This is a genomic window from Oceanobacillus sp. FSL K6-0127 (genome assembly GCF_037983385.1).
Taxonomy (GTDB): Bacteria; Bacillota; Bacilli; order Bacillales; family Amphibacillaceae; genus Oceanobacillus; species Oceanobacillus profundus.
Genome location: NZ_CP150287.1, coordinates 1,217,389 through 1,238,812 on the forward strand (window position 1 = coordinate 1,217,389; position 21,424 = coordinate 1,238,812).

At 38.4% G+C, this 21,424-nt stretch carries 25 protein-coding genes and 1 other annotated feature; of the genes, 21 read left to right on the forward strand and 4 right to left on the reverse strand.

From position 1 onward, the window contains the following. Window positions 1-30: 30 nt before the first annotated feature. Together MHH64_RS06055 and MHH64_RS06060 are read left to right on the forward strand one after the other, a co-directional pair. Window positions 31-1,425 carry an FAD-linked oxidase C-terminal domain-containing protein gene (locus MHH64_RS06055; protein ID WP_095311747.1) on the forward strand — a complete coding sequence of 465 codons (1,395 nt, stop codon included), beginning with the start codon at window positions 31-33 and terminating at the stop codon, window positions 1,423-1,425. Further along, window positions 1,412-2,371 (forward strand): bile acid:sodium symporter family protein, encoded by a 960-nt coding sequence (locus MHH64_RS06060; protein ID WP_251660372.1) that lies wholly within the window; start codon window positions 1,412-1,414, stop codon window positions 2,369-2,371. The genes MHH64_RS06055 and MHH64_RS06060 overlap by 14 nt, the downstream gene beginning before the upstream one ends. Window positions 2,372-2,563: 192 nt before the next feature. Here MHH64_RS06060 and MHH64_RS06065 read toward each other — a convergent pair whose 3' ends face one another. After that, window positions 2,564-3,136 carry a M15 family metallopeptidase gene (locus tag MHH64_RS06065; protein WP_340002870.1) on the reverse strand — a complete coding sequence of 191 codons (573 nt, stop codon included), beginning with the start codon at window positions 3,134-3,136 and terminating at the stop codon, window positions 2,564-2,566. Window positions 3,137-3,536: 400 nt separating this feature from the next. Here MHH64_RS06065 and MHH64_RS06070 point away from each other — a divergent pair, with 400 nt between their 5' ends. From MHH64_RS06070 to MHH64_RS06115, 10 genes are all read left to right on the forward strand, one after another. After that, window positions 3,537-4,160 (forward strand): glycerol-3-phosphate acyltransferase, encoded by a 624-nt coding sequence (locus MHH64_RS06070; protein ID WP_095311753.1) that lies wholly within the window; start codon window positions 3,537-3,539, stop codon window positions 4,158-4,160. Window positions 4,161-4,184: 24 nt separating this feature from the next. Continuing rightward, window positions 4,185-4,670, forward strand: a complete 486-nt coding sequence (locus MHH64_RS06075; RefSeq protein WP_095311755.1) for a DUF456 domain-containing protein — start codon at window positions 4,185-4,187, stop codon at window positions 4,668-4,670. A gap of 68 nt (window positions 4,671-4,738) precedes the next feature. Further along, complete coding sequence (gene thiD, locus MHH64_RS06080) at window positions 4,739-5,572, forward strand: bifunctional hydroxymethylpyrimidine kinase/phosphomethylpyrimidine kinase (protein WP_095311756.1); 834 nt, start codon at window positions 4,739-4,741, stop codon at window positions 5,570-5,572. A 15-nt stretch (window positions 5,573-5,587) separates the two neighbouring features. Next, on the forward strand, window positions 5,588-6,139 hold the full coding sequence (locus MHH64_RS06085; protein ID WP_095311758.1) for an isochorismatase family cysteine hydrolase: 552 nt from the start codon (window positions 5,588-5,590) through the stop codon (window positions 6,137-6,139). 25 nt (window positions 6,140-6,164) lie between these two features. Next, window positions 6,165-6,707: a GNAT family N-acetyltransferase gene (locus MHH64_RS06090; RefSeq protein WP_339317411.1), complete on the forward strand. Its 543-nt coding sequence runs from the start codon at window positions 6,165-6,167 to the stop codon at window positions 6,705-6,707. A gap of 37 nt (window positions 6,708-6,744) precedes the next feature. Next, window positions 6,745-6,967, forward strand: a binding site (T-box leader). 297 nt (window positions 6,968-7,264) lie between these two features. Then, window positions 7,265-8,704, forward strand: a complete 1,440-nt coding sequence (gene proS / locus MHH64_RS06095) for a proline--tRNA ligase (RefSeq protein ID WP_340002871.1) — start codon at window positions 7,265-7,267, stop codon at window positions 8,702-8,704. 256 nt (window positions 8,705-8,960) lie between these two features. Further along, entirely contained in the window at window positions 8,961-10,121 is a 1,161-nt protein-coding gene (locus MHH64_RS06100; protein ID WP_340002872.1) for a M20 family metallopeptidase, read from the forward strand. 33 nt (window positions 10,122-10,154) lie between these two features. Beyond that, window positions 10,155-10,949, forward strand: coding sequence for an ABC transporter substrate-binding protein (locus MHH64_RS06105; RefSeq protein ID WP_303449097.1), 795 nt, complete (start codon window positions 10,155-10,157; stop codon window positions 10,947-10,949). Window positions 10,950-10,970: 21 nt separating this feature from the next. Next, window positions 10,971-11,630 carry an amino acid ABC transporter permease gene (locus tag MHH64_RS06110; RefSeq protein ID WP_095311766.1) on the forward strand — a complete coding sequence of 220 codons (660 nt, stop codon included), beginning with the start codon at window positions 10,971-10,973 and terminating at the stop codon, window positions 11,628-11,630. Beyond that, window positions 11,623-12,345, forward strand: coding sequence for an amino acid ABC transporter ATP-binding protein (locus tag MHH64_RS06115; protein ID WP_340002873.1), 723 nt, complete (start codon window positions 11,623-11,625; stop codon window positions 12,343-12,345). Before MHH64_RS06110 ends, MHH64_RS06115 begins: the two co-directional genes overlap by 8 nt. An 85-nt stretch (window positions 12,346-12,430) precedes the next feature. Here the strand turns inward: MHH64_RS06115 and MHH64_RS06120 are convergent, their stop codons facing one another. Beyond that, window positions 12,431-12,904 carry a glutathione peroxidase gene (locus MHH64_RS06120; protein ID WP_303449093.1) on the reverse strand — a complete coding sequence of 158 codons (474 nt, stop codon included), beginning with the start codon at window positions 12,902-12,904 and terminating at the stop codon, window positions 12,431-12,433. An 83-nt stretch (window positions 12,905-12,987) separates the two neighbouring features. Here MHH64_RS06120 and MHH64_RS06125 point away from each other — a divergent pair, with 83 nt between their 5' ends. Both MHH64_RS06125 and MHH64_RS06130 read left to right on the forward strand, forming a co-directional pair. Further along, on the forward strand, window positions 12,988-14,100 hold the full coding sequence (locus MHH64_RS06125; protein WP_340002874.1) for a dipeptide epimerase: 1,113 nt from the start codon (window positions 12,988-12,990) through the stop codon (window positions 14,098-14,100). Next, a complete protein-coding gene (locus MHH64_RS06130; protein ID WP_340002875.1) occupies window positions 14,097-14,789 on the forward strand; it encodes a hypothetical protein in 693 nt (230 codons plus the stop codon). Before MHH64_RS06125 ends, MHH64_RS06130 begins: the two co-directional genes overlap by 4 nt. 82 nt (window positions 14,790-14,871) lie before the next feature. On the opposite strand, the gene MHH64_RS06135 is transcribed toward MHH64_RS06130, so the two are convergent. Further along, window positions 14,872-15,843, reverse strand: coding sequence for a rhodanese-related sulfurtransferase (locus MHH64_RS06135; protein WP_340002876.1), 972 nt, complete (start codon window positions 15,841-15,843; stop codon window positions 14,872-14,874). A gap of 238 nt (window positions 15,844-16,081) precedes the next feature. On the opposite strand from MHH64_RS06135, the gene MHH64_RS06140 reads away from it, so the two are divergent. From MHH64_RS06140 to MHH64_RS06170, 7 genes are all read left to right on the forward strand, one after another. Next, window positions 16,082-16,354 carry a hypothetical protein gene (locus tag MHH64_RS06140; protein WP_340002877.1) on the forward strand — a complete coding sequence of 91 codons (273 nt, stop codon included), beginning with the start codon at window positions 16,082-16,084 and terminating at the stop codon, window positions 16,352-16,354. Window positions 16,355-17,040: 686 nt separating this feature from the next. Next, window positions 17,041-17,247 carry a spore coat protein gene (locus MHH64_RS06145; RefSeq protein ID WP_095311780.1) on the forward strand — a complete coding sequence of 69 codons (207 nt, stop codon included), beginning with the start codon at window positions 17,041-17,043 and terminating at the stop codon, window positions 17,245-17,247. A 122-nt stretch (window positions 17,248-17,369) separates the two neighbouring features. Then, window positions 17,370-17,909, forward strand: a complete 540-nt coding sequence (locus MHH64_RS06150; protein ID WP_095311782.1) for a spore coat protein — start codon at window positions 17,370-17,372, stop codon at window positions 17,907-17,909. Window positions 17,910-17,944: 35 nt separating this feature from the next. Next, on the forward strand, window positions 17,945-18,379 hold the full coding sequence (locus MHH64_RS06155) for a spore coat protein (protein ID WP_095311784.1): 435 nt from the start codon (window positions 17,945-17,947) through the stop codon (window positions 18,377-18,379). A gap of 415 nt (window positions 18,380-18,794) precedes the next feature. Next, window positions 18,795-18,992: a cold shock domain-containing protein gene (locus MHH64_RS06160; RefSeq protein ID WP_067726342.1), complete on the forward strand. Its 198-nt coding sequence runs from the start codon at window positions 18,795-18,797 to the stop codon at window positions 18,990-18,992. An 87-nt stretch (window positions 18,993-19,079) separates the two neighbouring features. Further along, window positions 19,080-19,793, forward strand: coding sequence for a class I SAM-dependent methyltransferase (locus tag MHH64_RS06165; protein WP_340002878.1), 714 nt, complete (start codon window positions 19,080-19,082; stop codon window positions 19,791-19,793). Next, window positions 19,756-20,058, forward strand: a complete 303-nt coding sequence (locus MHH64_RS06170; RefSeq protein ID WP_095311803.1) for a hypothetical protein — start codon at window positions 19,756-19,758, stop codon at window positions 20,056-20,058. The genes MHH64_RS06165 and MHH64_RS06170 overlap by 38 nt, the downstream gene beginning before the upstream one ends. 115 nt (window positions 20,059-20,173) lie before the next feature. On the opposite strand, the gene MHH64_RS06175 is transcribed toward MHH64_RS06170, so the two are convergent. Continuing rightward, window positions 20,174-21,046 (reverse strand): NAD(P)-dependent oxidoreductase, encoded by an 873-nt coding sequence (locus tag MHH64_RS06175; RefSeq protein ID WP_095311805.1) that lies wholly within the window; start codon window positions 21,044-21,046, stop codon window positions 20,174-20,176. Between the last annotated feature and the right edge of the window lie 378 nt (window positions 21,047-21,424).

Sequence of the window (21,424 nt, forward strand, 5' to 3'; positions counted from 1 at the left end):
TACCAATTAAAAGCTGGAAGGAGCAGGGGAATGGAAAAAGTTATCCAGGCATTAAAAGCAAAATTAGCAGAAGAACAAATTTCAACGAATGAAACTGTTAGAGAGTTGCACAGCAAGGACGAAACATATCATCAAACAAGTCTTCCTGATGTTGTGGTTTTTCCAAAAACAACAGAGGATGTGAGTTATATTATGAAGGTGTCGCAGGAATTTAAGACACCAATAACCCCCTTTGGAGTTGGGTCAAGCTTAGAAGGACATGTGATTCCTTATCAGAAAGGCATCGTTGTTGATTTTTCCTTCATGAATAAGATTATCGAAATCAAACAAGAGGACTTGCTTGTAACGGTTCAGCCTGGTGTCACAAGAGAACAGTTGAATAAAGAACTTAAAAAATATGGTTTATTTTTCACTGTGGACCCTGGTGCAAATGCAACACTAGGTGGTATGGCAGCAACTAACGCCAGTGGAACAACTACTGTGAAATATGGAGTTATGCGTGACCAGGTGCGGAACTTAGAAGTTGTTCTCGCTGATGGGAGTGTCATACAAACTGGCAGCTTAGCAGCAAAATCTGCATCTGGTTATCATTTAAACGGGCTGTTTGTTGGTTCAGAGGGAACACTTGGATGTTTTACAGAATTAACATTGCAAGTATATGGTATTCCAGAGCATGTTGTTGCAGCTCGCGCAACCTTCCCAAGCCTTACACAAGCAATTCAAGCCGTTACATCAATTTTGCAAGCAGGTATTCCAATTGCAAGGGTCGAATTTGTGGATGAAGCTTCGATTATACAAATCAATACGTTCAGTGAAACAGATTATCCAGTAAAACCAACCCTCTTTTTAGAATTCCATGGTAATGAAGCTGGGCTAAATGCAGATGTTGCATTTACAAAAGAAATTATGCAGGACCACGCTTGTGATAATTTTACTTCCGAAACCGATAATGCAGCGCGTAATCATCTATGGGATGCACGACATAACTTAGCGTATGCCTATATTCATGGTCATGCTGGCAAAAAAATGATGCTTACCGATGTAGCAGTGCCGATTTCTGAATTAGCAAATTCCGTCATCTACGCTCGAAAAGAGCTGGATAAGCTAGGAGTTCCAGGTGGTATCCTAGGACATGTAGGTGATGGTAACTTTCATTGTCTCATCATGATTGATATGGCAAATGCTGAAGAAATTAAAAGAGCAAATGAATTTAATAAGAACGTGGTTCTGTATGCCTTAGAGCGTGGGGGAACTTGTACGGGTGAACATGGTGTAGGAGTTGGGAAGATGCCATATCAGCGTCAAGAGCATGGAGCTGCCCTCGATATAATGAAGCAAATCAAAAAGGCATTAGATCCAAATAACCTATTAAATCCCAATAAAATCGTAGAAATAGAAGAGGAGACCTTGAATGAAATTTATTGAAAAAATAAGTGCGTTAGCAGGAAAATACTTTGCTGTTTTAGTTATTCTTGCTGCTGTCGTTGCATTCTTATATCCTCCAGCTTTTCTTATCTTCGGCGGTTATATAACGATTTTGCTTGGGGTTGTTATGTTCGGGATGGGATTAACATTAAAGCCTGTAGATTTTAAATTAGTATTTACAAAACCGATACCAGTAATCATTGGGATATGTGCGCAGTATACGATCATGCCGCTTGTTGCTTTTGCACTTGCTTATTTACTAAGGCTTCCTCCAGAGCTTGCAGCTGGGCTAGTGTTATTGGGCTCTGTTCCAGGTGGGACGGCATCCAATGTAATGGTGTATTTAGCAAGAGGAAATGTTGCGTTATCAGTTGCAATGACTTCTCTTTCAACAATGATGGCACCTATCATGACGCCATTGCTTATCTATTTATTAGCTGGACAATGGTTACCAGTTGATCCAGTTGCAATGTTTATGTCGATCATTCAGGTTATCATTATTCCTATCATTCTAGGATTCTTGATACAGAAATTTTTCCCTGTTGCTGTTGAAAAAGGTGTAACGGTTGTTCCTCTTATTTCAGTAGCTGCAATTTTGATTATTGTGGCAGCGGTTACAGCAGCTAATGCTGGAAATGTTGTGGCAGCAGGGTTCCTAGTGTTTATCGCTGTTTTCCTCCATAATGGCTTTGGTTTATTGCTAGGCTATTTAGTTGCTTTAATGATGGGATTGGGAGAAAACGAACGAAGAGCTATTTCCATTGAAATAGGTATGCAGAACTCAGGCTTGGGTGTTGCCCTTGCAACAGCACACTTCAGTCCTCTTGCGGCACTTCCGAGTGTATGGGGCGCAATCTGGCATAATATTTCTGGACCAATCCTAGCAACTTACTGGGCAAATAAATCGATTCCAGAAAATGATGAGAAGATTAAAAAGGTGATGTAATAAGCTTTTAATCTTCTGTTACTATATTCTTCTATGAACAAATGATAGGATTAGGGTAACTAGCAGGGTATCATAAATGGAAAAATGGACGCCTTTGTCCATTTTTCTTAATTCACCGTTTTCCCGTGTGGCTAAGCCAAAAAATTATCACAACCATATCAAATAATAATAGTAATTCAGACGGGTTACGGGTTACTCATCAGATAAATTGTCTTCTGGAGGTCGGTAGCCTCTCTGTAATTCGCTAAGACTTAACCCGAACGTCATTTGCAGGTGTGGGTAATCTTTAAAATTACTCCAATCACCACCCCAATCAAACCCCAGCTCTTTTGCAATATCAGCAACCTCAAACCAATCGGAATGACCATTGTTATTCCCATCATAGTGAATGTCCCAGATAATTTCACCATTTTGATTCCGTAGTGCATAATCAATTGCAAGCCCATAATTGTGATAGGATTGCCCGCCTTGTGCATTTGTTATAATATCCCCAGGCTTTGTTCTGCCTTGTTCATAAAGAGAATCCTGTTGCTCAAATGAACGGAATCCTTGGGTAATGATGACATCAATCCCAACGGATGCAGCGATTTCAATAAGGTCATTCTGATTTTCCTCAACGATTGGATGTAATCCGTCTGGAAGGGGCGCATCTTCATCAATATATAAACGATGCTCACCACTCCACTCGTTATAAACATAAAATAGAAGAACTAGAAAAAGTATGATTATAATCCATGATACAATTGTTGCGTTCCATCGTTTCATTTTTATAAAACTTCCTTTCGAGTATCGGCATTTTTAACACAATGCCAGTACTCACTGTAAGGCAGAATGAATAGTTTATTTTAACACGTATTAACGGGACTGTAATACTTCCACTTTTATATGTGAGGGAATCAAAAAGCCTAAGCAATCCATAAATACTGTTCAAGGTTCTGCAGATCTCTTGTGTGATGCTATTATTCCGTGGAGAAGGAAAACCTCCACTGATGAAGTTCCACTTTATCATAACTCAACCCTCAAACCAATAACATGAATTCTAATAACAAAAGGATTTAATCAAAACTGCGATTATAAAGATTATTTTGATATAATAAAGGTGCTTTTATAACATTTTTAGTGAAATTAAGTGACATCCTTCAGCTGGAATGAAAGGGGAATGCATATGTATTTTTTGATTGCCGGAATTATTGGCTACTTGTTTGGGTGCCTTCACGGGTCTCAGTTAGTTGGGAAAATTAAAAACGTAGACATCAAAAACAGTGGTGTGAAAAATGCTGGTGCTTCAAATACGACCATAATATTAGGATGGAAATATGGTATTCTGGTAGCACTTATCGACATATTTAAAGCTACTTTAGCTATTTTACTCGTACTATTCATCATAACGGAGAATGGAATTACAGGGGATTGGAAATATCTATTAATCTATACGACCGTATTTTTTGTGATTATTGGGCATAATTATCCAATTACGATGAAGTTCAGTGGTGGGAAAGGGACTGCCTCACTGGTAGGTGCACTTATCGCAATTGATTGGAAAATAGCACTTATCGGGATAGCAATATTACTTATCTTTACATTTGCAACCGACTACCTCGTAATTGGTGTTCTTTGTATGTATCTATCATTCCTGATCACGACCTTTCTGTTTTTTGGAATCGAACCAACATGGATTGTTATTTTACTTTCTGTCTTGAGTATTATGAAACATATGGAGAATTATAAACGTATTATGAGAAAAGAAGAGACAAAGCTATCGAGTATGATTCGTAAAAATGTCTCTTAAATGAATTAATAAATGGAGGAAATCATGTTAGACATTCTAATTTGGATTGTTATTGCAGGTTTATTTATCCTAAGCTTTGCAGGAATTATTTTTCCGATTGTACCATCTGTACTTGTGCTATGGGGTGGTTTTTTACTGTATCACTTTGTGTTGAATAGTGAAGAGCTGAATTTGATTTTCTGGATTGTTATGATTGTCTTTACCGTGCTACTAATTGTAGCGGATATCATTGCAAATAGTTATTTTGTAAAAAAATTCGGTGGCAGTAAATCTGGAGAACGCGGTGCCGCAATCGCAGTAATTGTTGGGTCATTTATTACACCGCCATTCGGGATTATTTACGTTCCTTTTATTACAGTATTTCTTATTGAAATGGTGCAAAGGCGAACAGCAAAAGAAGCGTTCCGTGCATCCATTGGTTCACTTCTCGGATTTTTAGGGGGATCAGTTGCGAAAGTTGTCATTCAAATTGTTATGATTATTTGGTTTTTTATTTTAGTGTTGTTTTAAGCAGAAAATATAGTAAAACCTTTTTGTGCCGGATTTTTTATTATCGTAGTTAGGAGCAATGAAGAATTATGAACTATCCAGTAAGAGTAATGACAATTGCCGGTTCTGCAGCAGGAGGTAGTGCTGGGATTCAGGCCGATTTAAAAACATTTGAAGAATTAGACGTATATGGAATGAGCATTATAACAGCGATAGTTGGGCGTCACCCGGAAACGAATAAAAATGTCCATCTCCAATCCGTTGAAGCGATTGAAGCGCAGTTTTCGACAGCGATAAACCAGGTTGGTGCAGATGGCGTTAAAACTGGAATGTTATTTTCAAAAGAGGTAATCGAGGTTGTTGCACGGCTGATTCGAAAAGAAGAAATTCAGACAGTCGTTGTGGACCCGGTTATGATTGGGAAAATGAACTCCAAATTATTAAAAGACGACGCGATTGAGGAATTGGTTCATCAATTAATACCGATGGCAACGATTATCACACCGAATGTGCCCGAGGCTTCCATTCTTTTAGGTGGAAGAGAATTAAATACAGTTGAGGATTTAAAGCAAGCTGCAATTGACTTACACAAGCTAGGGGCAAAAAGTGTCCTCGTAAAGGGTGGAAGACTGGAAGGGCCAGCAGTTGATGTGCTGTTTAATGGAACTGCATTAACGACCTTTACAGCACCACGAATTGATACGGTAAATACAAGCGGAGCAGGATGCACGTATTCCGCAGCGATTACAGCGAATTTAACAAAAGGACAAGCCGTAGCAGAAGCAGTTGGTTTGGCAAAAAGCTTTGTTACAACAGCGATAGAGCATGGTTTTTCCTATACAGATATTGTAGGGCCAACTTTTCATGCTGCATCGCGTAAATTTGGAGAAGCACACCCAATTAAAATCGAAACATTAACATGAAAAGGGGAATAAAACATGGTAAAACGTGCATTGATTAATGTCGATTATACAAATGATTTTGTTGCAGCAGATGGCGCACTTACAGCAGGTGAACCCGGACAAGCTATTGAAGAGAAGATAGTGGCATTGACAGAGGAGTTTATCCAAGCAGATGATTATGTTGTTTTTGCAATTGATATCCATCATGAAGGGGACAGGTTGCATCCGGAAACTACTCTTTTCCCAGCCCATAATATTGCTGAGACTCCAGGACGCAATCTATACGGAAGGCTTGCAGATGTATATGAAAAAAGCAAAAATAACGTAAATGTTTATTATATGGATAAGACGCGTTATAGTGCATTTGCTGGAACTGATCTGGAAATAAAGCTTCGTGAGCGCGGCATTGGAGAAATCCATATTGTTGGTGTATGCACGGATATTTGTGTCTTGCATACAGCGGTTGATGCATATAACAAAGGGTTTAACATTGTTATTCATCAGGATGCGGTGGCAAGCTTTAATCAGGAAGGACATGATTGGGCTTTGGGGCATTTTATCAATACATTAGGTGCAAAAGTGGTATAGTTCGTTGGAGAGGAGGGGGAATCAGATGCAGGAGCTATTTCGAGAAAACACATTTGGAGAGTATAAAGTAAGGAAAGCAACGAATGAAGATGCAGAGGCGGTTATTCAACTATTGCAAGATGCCGCTCGTTGGTTAGAAGGTAAAGGTATATCCCAATGGGAATATTTGCGAAATGGCGGAGAAACTGCCGAGATTAAACAAGGAATTTTAGTTGGTACAACCTATATCGTTGAGCGTAAAAAGGAATTGGCTGCAACCCTGAATCTGTCAGATGTACAAAATGAATGGGATATGGAGCTGTGGGGAAAATGTCAGGAGCATAGTTTTTACATTCATCGACTAGCAGTGGCACAAGCGTTTCGCAAGCAGCAAATTGGCAGGAAGTTACTCGATTGGATCGATCAAAATATCCGATTGGAAAAAGGTAGGATTCGTTTAGACTGTGTGGCTGATAATCCAGCTTTGAACAAATTTTATCAACAAGCAGGCTATACGTTAATGGACGTTGTAGCAAATGGAGAGGATATGTTTTCTCTCTATGAGAAGTTGATTACCAGTAAACCTTGACTTTATAATTTCATACCTATATATTAAATATGAAATACATGAAACGTTGATGAGGATTAGTACAATTGGCTTGTCTTTCCAAGAGAGGAAATGGATGGTGTGAATTTCCGTAAGACGCAATTGGAACCTGCCTCAGAGTTCGCCATCAGAAAGGCAAAGACTAGAAGATGTGCGCGGTTTATAACCGTTATCAAGTGAAGTGTGCAAAGGGGGAGTCCCCGTGCAAACAAGGGTGGTACCACCAAGCCTCGGTCCCTTTTTCGGATGGAGGATTTTTTGTATTTAAGAGGCTGTTCAAAAAGTCTGCTGAAAATGACGCATCGAGAACAGAAGACCTTCGACTAAAAACTGACATGTCCTGTTTCGAACGTCGAAGTCACCACTTCCAGGCTGTGGAAGTACGATACGAGGAGCTATGCTCGAATTTCGACGCACAGGATATGCTAGTATCGGCGTTGCAAAAGGACGTTGCGATCTTAGCCGACCTCAGTCTTTTTCATCCACCTTTTTGAAGCCTATTTAGTAAAGTAAATATTTATCATAATGAGGTGTTACGTATGGGTAAAAAAAATAAGCAGTTTGTTGAGAAAGTAACTGCAATGGAAGACGACTTCGCGCAATGGTATACCGATGTCGTAAAACAAGCAGAATTAGTTGATTATGGGCAAGTACGTGGAACGATGATTATTAAGCCATATGGCTATGCAATCTGGGAAAATATTAAGGATGAATTGGATCGTATGTTTAAGGAAACAGGACATTCGAATGTTGCTTTTCCCTTATTCATTCCTGAAAGCCTATTGCAAAAGGAAAAAGATCATGTCGAAGGATTTGCACCAGAAGTTGCTTGGGTAACACATGGTGGAGACGATGAATTAGCAGAGCGAATTGCTGTCCGTCCGACATCAGAAGTGCTTTTCTGTGACTATTATTCAAAAAATATTCATTCCTATCGCGACCTGCCAAAGCTTTATAATCAATGGGGAAATGTTGTGCGCTGGGAAAAGACAACTCGTCCGTTCTTGCGTTCTTCTGAATTCCATTGGCAGGAAGGTCATACTGCACATGCCACAGATGAAGAGGCATCTCAAGAGACAAACCAAATGCTTGAGGTTTATGCATCTCTTGTTGAAGAATATTTAGCAATTCCGGTTCTTAAAGGACGTAAAACAGATAAAGAAAAATTTGCAGGTGCAAAATATACATTGACGATTGAAAGTTTAATGCATGATGGTAAGGCGCTACAATCTGGAACTTCTCATCATTTCGGTTCTGGGTTTGCAGAAGCATTTGATATTACGTACCTGGACGAAAATGGAGAAAGCCAATTTGTTCACCAAACATCTTGGGGACTTTCAACACGAATCATGGGTGCCTTAATTATGGTGCATGGGGACAATCGTGGTCTAGTCGTACCACCACGTATTGCACCAACACAAGCAATGATTGTTCCAATCGCACAGCATAAGGAAGGTGTATTGGATAAAGCATATGCATTACGTGATCAGTTAAAAGACATTGTTCGTGTCGATATTGATGGTAGCGATAAAATGCCAGGCTGGAAGTTCAATGAATATGAAATGAAAGGTATCCCAGTTCGTATTGAAATGGGACCAAAAGATATTGAAAAAGATCAAGTTGTTCTTGCACGCCGTGATACTGGGGAGAAAGAATTTGTTCCATTAAGTGACTTGGAAGAACGTTTACCAGCATTATTGGAAGAAGTGCAACAAAATCTGTATAACAAAGCATTAGCGCTTCGTAATGAAATGACTACCATTGCAACAGATATGAATAGCTTCAAGCAAACATTAGATGAAAAAGGCGGATTCATCAAAGCAATGTGGTGTGGCGACATGAAGTGTGAAGAAAAAATCAAAGAAGATACAACAGCAACATCGCGCTGTATCCCATTCGAACAGGAAAAGGTTGCAGATACATGTGTGTGCTGTGGCAAAGAAGCGAAAGAATTAGTCATTTGGGCAAAAGCATATTAATAAATATTTTGAATCGAGCATTGCGTAAAGCGGTGCTCGTTTTTATTTTATCTGCTGCAGACCAGAGAGGTGAAAGCGATCTGCTTAGGAGCGTAGAATTTAATAGTAAAAGATTTAAAGCCGCGGTATTTAAATTAATGGATTAATCCGAAAACATTGACTGTATTATTTTTTGCGATTACCTATTGGCAATCTAGTAGATTTGTGCTATAAATATACATATAAACTAATAAATATACATCCTATGGAGGAAATAATGAAGCAGCAGTTGATAGAAGAAATAGGAAAAATTAAACAACAATTATTGAATATTAGTGATTCTTTATATGAAAATCCAGAGCTTGGAGATCAAGAATATCAGTCGATGCAAAAGCTAGTTGCATTTTTGAAAGAACATCAATTTGAAATTGAAACAAATATCGTAGGAAGAGCGACAGCATTTAAAGCAGAATTTAATAGTGGTAAACCAGGTCCTAAAATTGCATATTTAGCAGAATATGATGCATTACCAGGCGTCGGTCATGGCTGTGGTCATAATTTAATAGGAACAATGAGTACCGGTGCAGCAGTAGCACTTAGTAAACTTTTACATGTGGTTGGTGGTAGTGTTATTGTACTAGGCACCCCAGCAGAAGAAACAAATGGGGCTAAAGTACCGATGAGTGAACAAGGAATATTTGATGGCATCGATGTAGCAATGATTGTTCATCCTGGTGGGACATCTCATGAGAGTGGAGAATCGCTGGCGATGGATGCCATCCAATTTAGTTATTTTGGAAAACCGTCCCATGCAGCTGCTTCTCCGGAGCAAGGGATTAATGCACTAGATAGTGTGATTCAGTTATTTAATGGTATTAATGCACTTCGTCAGCATGTCACTTCAGATGTTCGCATCCATGGAATTATCTCTGAAGGTGGCCAGGCGGCAAATGTTGTTCCGGATAAAGCAACAGCACAGTTTTATGTCCGAGCAAAAAGTCGTGACTATTTGAATGAAGTTGTTGAAAAGGTAAAACATATCGCAGAGGGCGCAGCGAGTATGACTGGTGCATTACTCGAAATAACGAACTATGAATTAAGCTATGGTAACATGATTACGAATCAAGTTTTATCCGATGTATATACGAAAAATCTGAAGGAAACGAGTAATCAAGCTGTTCTTCCGCCGAAGGAAACGTACGGTTCAATTGATATGGGGAATGTAAGCCAAGTTGTACCAGCAATCCACCCTTATATCGGCATGAATGAAGCAAGGCTCGTTCCACATACAAAGGAATTTGCTGATACTACCATTACAGAAGAGGGACATCAAGCACTTCATGATGGCGCGTTATCATTAGCAAAGACTGGCTATGATGTATTAACAGATAGTAAATTATTTAAAGCAATACAAGATGAATTTAAAAAAACGAAATAATAAAAAACATAATTGGACAAAGGGGCTAATCACATGAAATTTTCATTGGTTAAATTATTGATGGCAGCTTCAATCATTGCATTGCTTGCGGCATGTGGAACAAGTGAAACCGGGACTGGTGACGAAAATAATGCGGAGTCAGATGAAGCAGGAAATAAGGAAGTACTTACCATGGCAACATCAGCTGACTTCCCACCGTTTGAGTCCTATGATACAGAAGGTAATTTTATTGGATTCGATATTGAATTGGCACAATTAATTGCGGATGAATTAGGGTATGAACTAAAGATTGAAGATATGAATTTTGATGGCTTGGTTGGAGCGCTGCAAGCTGGACGTGTGGATATGGTTATGGCAGGAATGAGTGCGACAGAGGATCGCAGGAAAAATGTGGACTTTTCAATCGAATATAATCGCTCAGGAGAAATGTTTGTTACGAAAGAAGATGCACCAGTAGAAAGCTTAGAAGATTTAGAAGGGAAAATCGTTGGGGTTCAGCTTGGAACCATTCAAGAAGAAGGTGCTGACGAGTTAAGTAAAGAGTATGGATTTGAAGTGAAAAAAGTAGATAATGCAGGTATTTTAGTACAAGAAATGAATTCCAATCGTCTTGATGTAATGTATATGGATAAAGAAGTAGCTACAGGTTACATTGAATCTCAAGGTTTTGTTGGTTTTGATGATCCAACAACCGTATCTCCAGGAATGGCAATTGCATTCCCGAAAGAAAGCGAATTGGTGGAAGATGTCAACGGTGTGTTGGAAGAGCTTCAGTCCAACGGTAAAATTGAAGCATTACAAGAAAAATGGTTAACAGAATCAGAATAGTAGGGAATTGAGGTGATAGGCATGAATTTGGACTTCAACCAAATCGTGCCTTATATTCCTTTTATATTGGAAGGAATAGTGGCAACATTAAAGTTTGTAAGTATATCGATTATTGTAGGATTCATTCTAGGTACATTATTAGCAATATGTAAAATTACAAAGGTACCATTATTAAAATGGATAGCAGATGCATATACGTCTATTTTTAGAGGGACGCCGCTTATTTTGCAATTAATGATTATTTATTTCGCGGTACCGCAGCTAACTGGATTAGATATTACGGCATTTGTGTCAGCAGTGCTTGCATTTGGATTGAACTCGGCGGCATATGTATCTGAAATTATTCGTGCCGGAATTATGGCAGTTGATAAAGGACAAACTGAAGCAGCAGAAGCACTTGGAGTACCTTATAAATCCATGATGCTGAATATCATCCTGCCGCAGGCTTTTAAAAATATCCTTCCTGCATTAATGAATGAGTTTATTACATTAACAAAGGAATCAGCTATCGTATCTACTATTGGTTATTTAGATTTAATGCGCCGGGCACAAATTGTCGGTGCAGATATTTATCGTAATTTTGAGCCGCTTTTATTTGCTGGGCTAATTTATTGGGTAATGGTATTCATTCTCACGAAAATTGGTGGACTTGTAGAACGGAGGATGAGACAGAGTGATTAATACATCGAATTTATCTAAAACATTTGGAAAGAATGAAGTGCTTAAAGGTATTTCAACAACGATTAAGCATGGCGAAGTTGTTGCGGTTATTGGACCATCTGGTTCGGGTAAATCTACGTTTCTGCGATGTCTGAATCTTTTAGAACAACCGACATCAGGTGAGATTCATATAAACGACATAAATATTACAGCAGGAAAAGTGGATAAATTAAAAATCCGTAAAAATATCGGAATGGTATTTCAGCATTTTCATTTGTTTCCGCATATGACGGTTTTGGAAAATGTGACGTATGCACCGCAAAAGGTAAAAAAACTCTCAAAGCAAGAAGCAAATAGATTAGGCAAAGAGTTACTTGCAAAAGTTGGTTTAACGGATAAGGAAGATGCTTATCCAAATCGTTTGTCAGGTGGGCAAAAGCAGCGTGTTGCAATTGCTAGAGCACTTGCGATGGAACCAGAAATTATGCTGTTTGATGAACCGACATCTGCACTAGACCCGGAAATGGTAAAAGAAGTGCTTGATGTTATGAAGGATTTGGCTACAACTGGGATGACAATGGTTATTGTTACACATGAGATGAATTTTGCAAAAGAAGTAGCAGATAAAGTTTTGTTTCTGGATGGCGGTGTTTTGATGGAAGAAGGGGACCCGAAGGAATTCTTCACAGAACCGAAGACGAGCCGTGCGAAAGACTTTTTAGATAAAGTACTATAGAAGATGAAAAACTCCTTCCAACATAATTGTGGGGGGAGTTTTCCTATCGCTATAGGGTTTTTGAAGTACTCAAATTCTCAAATTCTCAAAGCAATGCTTCAATCTGTTTTTCAAGCGTTGCTGGTTTTTTCTGTGGAGCAAACCGTTCAACGACCTGTCCGTTTTTATCGATGAGGAATTTGGTGAAGTTCCATTTGATTTGTTCCGTTAAGAGCCCTTTCTTTTCTGAAGTAAGATAAGAGAATAGCGGATGAGCGTTTTCCCCTTTTACATCGACCTTGCTAAACATCGGGAATGTAACACCATAGTTCTTCTTACAAAATTGGGCAATTTGTGTATCTGCTCCCGGATCCTGTTCACCAAATTGATTGCAAGGGAAGCCAAGAATTTCCAACCCTTTTGTATTGTATTTTTTATATAGCTCTTGTAGCTCTTGGAATTGAGGTGTGAAGCCACATTCGCTTGCGGTGTTCACGATTAGTAATACCTTACCATTATAATCAGCAAGCGATTTCTCATCACCTTGGATTGTTTTTGCTTTATAATTGTAAACAGACATATGAAACCCCTCCCTTTATTAAGAAGGATAGCAAGTGGATGATGACTAGTCAATTAACTCATAAAATGGAAAGGAAGTATACAATGAAAATCACGGAAATTGAAATATTTGCAATTCAGCTTCCGCTTATTCAGCCATTTATTATTAGCTATGAAAGATATGATTCCATGCCCTCTATTATTGTGAAGCTGACAACAGATACTGGAATCATTGGCTACGGAGAAAGCGTGTTTGATGAGCATATCACTGGAGAAACATGGGATAGCACATATGCGCTTCTGCGGACGAAATTAGCTCCAGCCATGATTGGAGAGAATCCATTACATATAGAACGACTCCACGATAAGATGGACAGACTGGTTAAGGGGGTACCGACAGCAAAGGCTGCGATTGATATTGCTTGTTACGATGCTGCTGGCAAATCACTCGGTGTCCCTGTTTATACGCTGCTAGGCGGAAGATATCATAAGAAATTCCCAATCACACATGTTCTTAGTATCGGCGCGCCAGAGGAGATGGCAGAAGAAGCTGCTGAACGAGTTGAACAAGGATACCGTTCCTTTAAAATCAAAGTTGGAACAAATATTGTAGACGATGTTAAGCGGATTCGCAGCATTCGTGAACGTGTAGGAGAAGATATCGCACTTCGGGTTGATGTGAATCAAGGATGGCAAACAAGTGCTCAAACATTACAAGCATTGGAAAAACTAAAGGATTTGTCCATCGATTGGCTGGAGCAGCCAGTGCTTGGTGATGATCTTGATGCAATGGTTGAAGCAAAAGCGAAATCAACCATTCCAATGATGATTGATGAAGGCTTGCAAGGTATGAAAGATATGCGAGATATTATCACAAAGCGTGCCGCAGATAAAGTGAACATTAAACTCATGAAATGTGGCGGTATCTACCCGGCAAATAAGCTGGCACATATAGCTGAAATGGCAGGAATAACATGTCAGGTTGGTTCAATGGTCGAGTCCTCCGTTGGATCAGCAGCTGGATTTCATGTAGCTTTCTCGAAAAAAATAATAACAAGTGTTGAATTAACAGGTCCTTTAAAATTTGCAAAAGATGTCGGTAATTTGAAGTACGATGTACCGTTTATCCAATTAAATGAAAAACCAGGACTTGGAATTGATATAGACGAAGCAATATTAAACGATTTAACCATACATTCAGAAAGGGTTAGTCGATGAGTGAACGAATAGAAACAGGAGCACTTCGTAATGGACAAATTTTTTATGCCAGATATTTACGGATTGGAGATTTGGCGAGAATCCTGGAATTACAAAAGAAAGTCGTAAACGGTCTCCCGCACCCCGATGTGCTAGAACCACTTACCACGGAGGAATTTACGAATATTCTAGAGGATAAGCAAATGATGATCGGTATTTTTGTAGAGAATAACCTAATAGCATTTCGTGCGATGCTTGCCCCTGAAAATGATGATGAGGGATTAGGTGCGGATATCGGGTTAAAACAAACAGAATTCCATCGCATTTTATATTCCGAAATCTCAAACGTCGATCCTAGGTTTCGAGGAAATGGGCTGCAGACATATATGGGCAAGCTGTTACTGCGTAATGTTGACCGAAATCGCTATCGCTATCTATTATCAACGGTTGCTCCTTTTAATTTTCCCAGTTTAAAGGATAAATTTTCTTTAGGTATGAAAATTGCTGTTCTTAAAGACAAATACAATGGCAAGCTTCGCTATGTATTTAGGAAGGATTTAGCATCAAGTGAGACCGAACTGCAATTGGAAGAGTGGATTGAGGTCCGTATGGATGATATTGCAAAACAGCAGGATGTGTTAGCGTTAGGCTATTATGGTGTATCGATGAGGATGGACGGAGAAGAAGTCTATGTAAGGTTTGAAAAATAGTCCATGTTTGAAATGGAAGCGGACTTTAAAAAAGGCTGCTGCACGAATGTGTTTCGTGCAGCAGCCTTTTATATTATATTGATTACGCTTCTTGCTTAAAGCTTTCACCAAGAAGTGCTAAGCGTTCTTCCACTTCTTCTTGAGATAGGTTATGCTCTTTCACGTACAAGTTACGTGGTGTTACACGGCAAGTATGTGTGCATCCGCGTAAATATTTATGCTCATTTTCTTCAGAACTAAGGATTTGTTTGTTACATTCAGGGTTCGCACAGTTTACATAGCGTTCACACGGCTCACCATCGAAATAATCAACGCCGACTACAACGTGTTCTTTTCGATTTACAGGTACAGCGATACGTTCGTCGAATACGTACAATTGTCCATCCCATAGATCTCCTTGTACCTCTGGATCTTTCCCGTAGGTAACAATTCCGCCGTGTAATTGACCAACATCTTCAAAGCCTTCTTCTACAAGCCACCCGGAGAATTTCTCACAGCGAATACCACCTGTGCAGTACGTTAAAACTTTTTTGCCATCTAATAGCTCTTTATTTTCACGTACCCATTCTGGAAGATCGCGGAATGTTTTGATGTCTGGACGGATCGCGCCACGAAAATGGCCAAGATCGAATTCATAGTCATTACGCGCATCCAACACAACAGTATCTTCATCCAATAAAGCTTCTTTAAACTCTTTTGGACTTAAATATTTTCCTGTTGTTTCAAGTGGATTAATATCATCTTCTAAACGAAGTGTAACTAATTCTTTACGTGGACGTACATGCATCTTTTTAAACGCATGTCCATCGTGTGCATCAACTTTAAATACCATGTTTGCAAAACGTGAATCATGATGCATTGCTTCCATGTATTTATTCGTTTGTTCAACTGTTCCAGAAACGGTACCATTGATGCCTTCCTCTGCTACTAAGATACGGCCTTTTAACTCAAGGTCTTTACAAAACTTGAGGTGTTCAGCAGCGAAGCTTTCTGGATCTTCAATGTGAACATAGTTATAGTACAATAAAACCTGATAATTTTGATTGCTTTCCATTTCATTACCACCTGTTCATTCATATTTGCAAGATATAAATGGTTGGTAGTCGGTATTCTCTTTTTATCTTGCAAGAAGTTATTTTATCACTTTTTTTGTCTCTTTGCCACCCTCTTCTAAAATCCAAAGATAAAACGTATTTGTACTTTCCACAGATACATCTAATAGTCTACAATCACTAAGGTTATTACTTAGTAACAATGACTTGTCAGAAGGTGAAATAGAGGTATTATTATCAATGCAGTCGGTATTTCGCTATACTGAGGACTTCTTATTTCGTTCATTTCATCTCCTGAATAGTAAGGAAGGGAAATCGTTTAGAAAAAACTCTTGTCCAGGAAAGAGATTAATCCAATCAGGGGATGATGTAATAAATGAATTAAATAGATTGAAAGTGCTTATTGATTCAGTAGAAGAGAGACCTGAGAGTATGACACCTAGTGTTTTCAACAGAATAATGGACGAATGGGATTTGGAATTAGCAGACGAATTAAATTGTGAACTATTGTAAGTTATTTTATTTGATAAGAGGGTTAAAACTCATTTAATATACTTCAAACTTTAACCCTCACTTTTATCAATCTTAAGTGTCAAGTTAAAGAAATGGAAGAGGTTTTAAATTACTAACATAGTGTTTTATTTTCGGGAATTAGAGAGCTCAATACCTAAGGTTTTTTGTCTATTAAATCTCTCGTTTGCTATTTTCTCTTGGCTTCTTCCGGTATTTACAGGTCATTGTAAATATTTATGTAATTTTAATATCAGTTTGAATGTAAACGGGTTCGTATCTTTTTTTTTCAGGTTTATATTCCAGAACATTTAGCTTATGATATCGTTTATCCAAGTGATTTCATCTGGTTCAGAGCTTTTCTCCCATTTTCCTCAATACATGAAATACCTTCATCACAATTTTGATGCAGCCTTGAAGAAAAAAAGATATTTTCACTTATATTGCTTACATTGATAAAATATGCCTTTACATGCGTAAAAACTGTTGGCAAGTATGCAGTAGAATGCTTAATAAATATATCTTTTAGTCTCACCACAAATCGGTAAATAGCTTTCCGTTCACAATTTCATACTGCCTAAATATAACTTTCCTGATGTAGTACGCTCACTCATCATAGACAACAGCATAGTCAATTTCTAGTTAACTTCCATAGTATAAAATATATTAAATGGAAGAGGGTGAAGTGAATGAGTGATGCACCGAAGCAGCAAATACCGGAAAAAGTAGTTGATCTTATGGTCGATAGTATATTCAGAAAAAATGGCATTAAGCCAGATGAATTAAAGAAGAATTTGACTGATGAGCAGAAGCATATGCTAAAAGAAATGGTAGAAGATTTAAAAGACCAAGTTGATCAATTCAAAAAGAGAAATGCAAATCAAAATGAAGAATAAATAGTATGAAAACACCTACACGTAGGTGTTTTCTTTATTTATAAGATTACTAGTACAACTATACAATCTTCTAGTTTTAAAAACCATAAATTATCTTATAACCAGAAGAAAGGAGTGTCAAGATGGGAGTTTACAGACGGTCAAGAGATTATAGTGATAACAGCAAGCAACAGTTTTATGTAGATTCCAAAGAACGTCGCAGAAGCAGTGGTAATAATTGTGGCGAGTGGTGTAGGAATGGGTCAAGAAACGAATCAAGATTTGAAAACAACTTTTTTTATAACAATGATGCAACAGATTCACAAAACGGTGATGAATTTGCATTTATGGAACAAGAGTCAGCGGAGCTAATTTGGGTAAAAGAGTCCTGTAATATCGAGATTAATACTACGGATACGCAAGCAGGAATTTCTCTGCAAGCAGGATTACAACTTGCGATTGCACTAGTATTACGAATTACAATCGGAGATTCTGATCAAAGTGAAGCAGTATCACAAGAGTTAATACAGCAATTTGATTTGACTCAATCAAACCGACAAAAAATCTATATTTACAATACAAAAGATGCAAGGGTCACTACAACAGATTTAGACTTAGCAGTCAATATTCAGGCTTTGCTGCAGTTATTATTAGCACTGGTCATAATCGTCGACATTTTATAAAATGAAAAATTTTACTGAAAAGAGGTGTATAGAATATGTCGAAGTATAAAGAATGGAGAGCTTTAGATCACTGTGATGATCATAGGGAGGACAATAATGCTGACGTGGAACAAGAAGCTGTACAGCGTGATTCTGTTAAGCAGGTATCAGATGAATGGATAATCATTAAGAACTCTGAAGATGTTCATGTATCTACAACAGATGCGCAAGCTGCAGTCTCCTTGCAACTTGGTATTCAAGCAGCAATCGCAGTAGTTCTTAGTATATCAATTGGTGATTCTGAACGGGCAAAGGCTGTCTTGCAAGACTTTAAACAGATTTCTAGAACAAGACAGAGCAATCGTCAAAAAACAATTGTTGATTGTTCAAAACATGTCAGAATCATTACACTGGACGCAGATGTAGCGATTAATATTCAATTGTTGATACAAATTCTTATAGCTATCGTAGCAACTTTGGATGTATTCTAGAAGAATATCTTAAGACACAAAAAAATAGATGTTAAGAAGAAATAGATTTTATATGGATCGAATTTTCCCCCGCTTTCTATGCAGATTATTCGGAAAGATTTAATACCTTATACTCCGGTTTTGTACCGGAGTATATTTGCTGAGACTTGATTTAGGCTTTATTATCTTTGTATATATCCAATTTAAAAGAAATAATTCTTCATTTTAACCTTTTTTGTTATTATTAAAAAAATCAATTAGTTTTAACCGTAAATTAATTTATAAACGCTTGCATTTTTACTAAAAAGAGGTTAAAGTTAAGATAGCAAAAGGAAATTGGAGTTTGAATAATACTTTACGATCTCTTTTTCAAGATGGTGTAAAAGTATTTATGATTCAATTACTTTGCACGATATTGTATAGGGAGGTCAATCAAATGACTGGTAAAGTAAAATGGTTTAATGCAGAAAAAGGTTTTGGTTTTATCGAGCGTGAAGATGGAGACGATGTATTCGTACATTTCTCAGCAATCCAAGCTGAAGGCTTTAAAACGCTTGAAGAAGGTCAAGAAGTTGAATTTGAAATCGTAGAAGGTAACCGCGGGCCTCAGGCTGCTAACGTTACGCGCTTATAATCAATATAATTATAATAAAGACTTGTCCCTTTTTACGGGATAAGTCTTTTTTTGATTATGGATGACATTCATACGAGGGGGATTGAGATGGCTTCATTTAACTGGAAATATGAGGCAGAAACCGAGTGGGATAAGCGTGCAGTATTTTGGAACAAACGAAGTAGAGATATGTGGGACAATGGAAGCAGAAAAGATGTTCTTCCATTTATGAATAATTTTGTTAGTCAGGGCAGTAAGCTACTTGATATCGGCTGCGGAGATGGATATGGAACACACAAACTGTACAAGAGTGGTTATAATGTAACGGGTGTTGATTTGTCACCGGAAATGATTCAGATAGCGAAGTCTAGTGAAATGGATAATATTCATTTTTTTCAAGGTGATGTAAATAAGCTACCATTTGCAGCGCGAGAATTTGACGGGATCATGGCAATCAATATACTCGAATGGGTAGAAGATCCACTCTTTGCTTTGCAGGAAATGAAGCGGGTTGTAAACATAAATGGAATACTCTGTGTTGGTGTTCTTGGACCGACAGCTGGACCAAGAACAAATAGCTATCCACGTTTACATGGACAAAAGGCGATTTGCAATACTATGATGCCGTGGGAATTCAGTCAACTTGCTTCAGAGCTTTCATTAGAATGTATTGACAGCTACGGTGTTTATAAAGCAGGGGTGGAAAAAAGACATTATCATGATCTTCCGTTAAAATTAAAGCAATCACTCTCTTTTATGTGGGTATTTATGTTGAGGAATGTAGGTGAATACAGTGAACGAAAAAGACAAACAAGTTATTGAGAGCTATCAAAACGATGAAAAAATGATGATATTGATTTATTCGCAGTGGTGTATTAATAACGAGCTGGATCCAGTTGAACTTTATGAAAAGGCATATCCAGGTCAGCTGAAAAACAATGCTCTAATAGAGATCATAGAGGAGACGGTACCCGCCAAAGAATCAGCTGAGATTACTGATCAAACCGTATTAAATGTACTGCAATTATTTGGTAATGATGATTTAGCCTTTATCGTTCAAGAACATATAGAAAAGCGGGATAACTGATCTGGTGTATTCCCGCTTTCTTTATCTCCTGCGTATGAATGTTCGATCAGCTGAACCACCCCAATGTACGGGGGGCAGTCCATACTTCCGCTAAACGGGCGTATGCGCTTTGCTGCTATTCAAACCATTTCATTAGTGCCTGCGTTCCGCTGTCTTCCTCACCATTCTCAGCAAGTTCCTTATATAGCTTTAATGACAGGGATAGCCCAGGAGTCTCAAGTCCCAATTCTTCTGCAGATTCCAGTGCAATCGTCATATCTTTAATGAAATGCTTAATGTAAAAACCAGGAGCAAAATCGCCTGCAAGCATACGGGGACCGAGCACTGAAAGTGAAAAGCTTCCAGCTGCACCAGATGAAATGTTTTCGAGAACACGCTCCGGGTCAAGGCCAGCCTTTTTTGCATAAACAATGGCTTCGCAAACACCAATCATTGTAGTAGCAATCGTTATTTGATTTACCATTTTCGTATACTGGCCGGAACCTGCTTCACCTTGTAGCATAATATTCTCACCAATTACTTCAAATAGTGGAAGAAGTGTTGAAAAGGCTTCTTTGTTACCACCAACCATTATCGATAGCTTTCCGTTTTTTGCGCCAACATCTCCGCCGGAAACAGGTGCGTCTAAAGCATGTATATCTCTTTCTTTTGCTTTTTGATAAATTGTTTTCGCCAACGATGGCTTAGAGGTGGTCATATCGATAACAAAGCTATCCGCTTTTGCATTTTCCAAAATACCGTTTTCGCCGAAATATACCTCTTCTACATCAACTGGATACCCAACCATCGTAATAATGACGTCCGAAGATGAAGCAAGCTCAGCTACAGAGCTTTTCCAGGCAGCTCCAAGCTCCAATAATTCTTTCGCTTTTTCTTTTGTGCGCGTATAGATGTTTATCGTATATCCAGCCTGGTGCAGATTTCTTGCCATACTTTTCCCCATAACTCCAGTTCCGACAAAACCTATTGATGTATCTTTAGTAAGCATAACTAGTCTCTCCTTATAATCCATTCTATATGAGGTTGTTCAAAAAGTCCGGTGAAAATGACACATCGTAGGGGACCTTCTGCTAAAACCGCCCACGTCCTGTGGGCAACGCGAAAGTCACCACATCCTGTGGAAGCTCGTTGGCTTGCTTTTGCGTTCCTCACGTATTAATTGCATACGTTCCGGTACTCAAAGCTATGCCGCCTCGAACTTCTCGGTCCTTTTCATCCTCCTTTTGAAATGCACTATATATAAGTATTCGACAATTCTTGCTTGAATCCTTTTTCACAGGCTGGAAAATATAAAACAGATAGAATAAGTTGTAGTTTATAACAATAGAGAAGGGGAAGATTCCCCGCATTGACATGATTTGGGAGC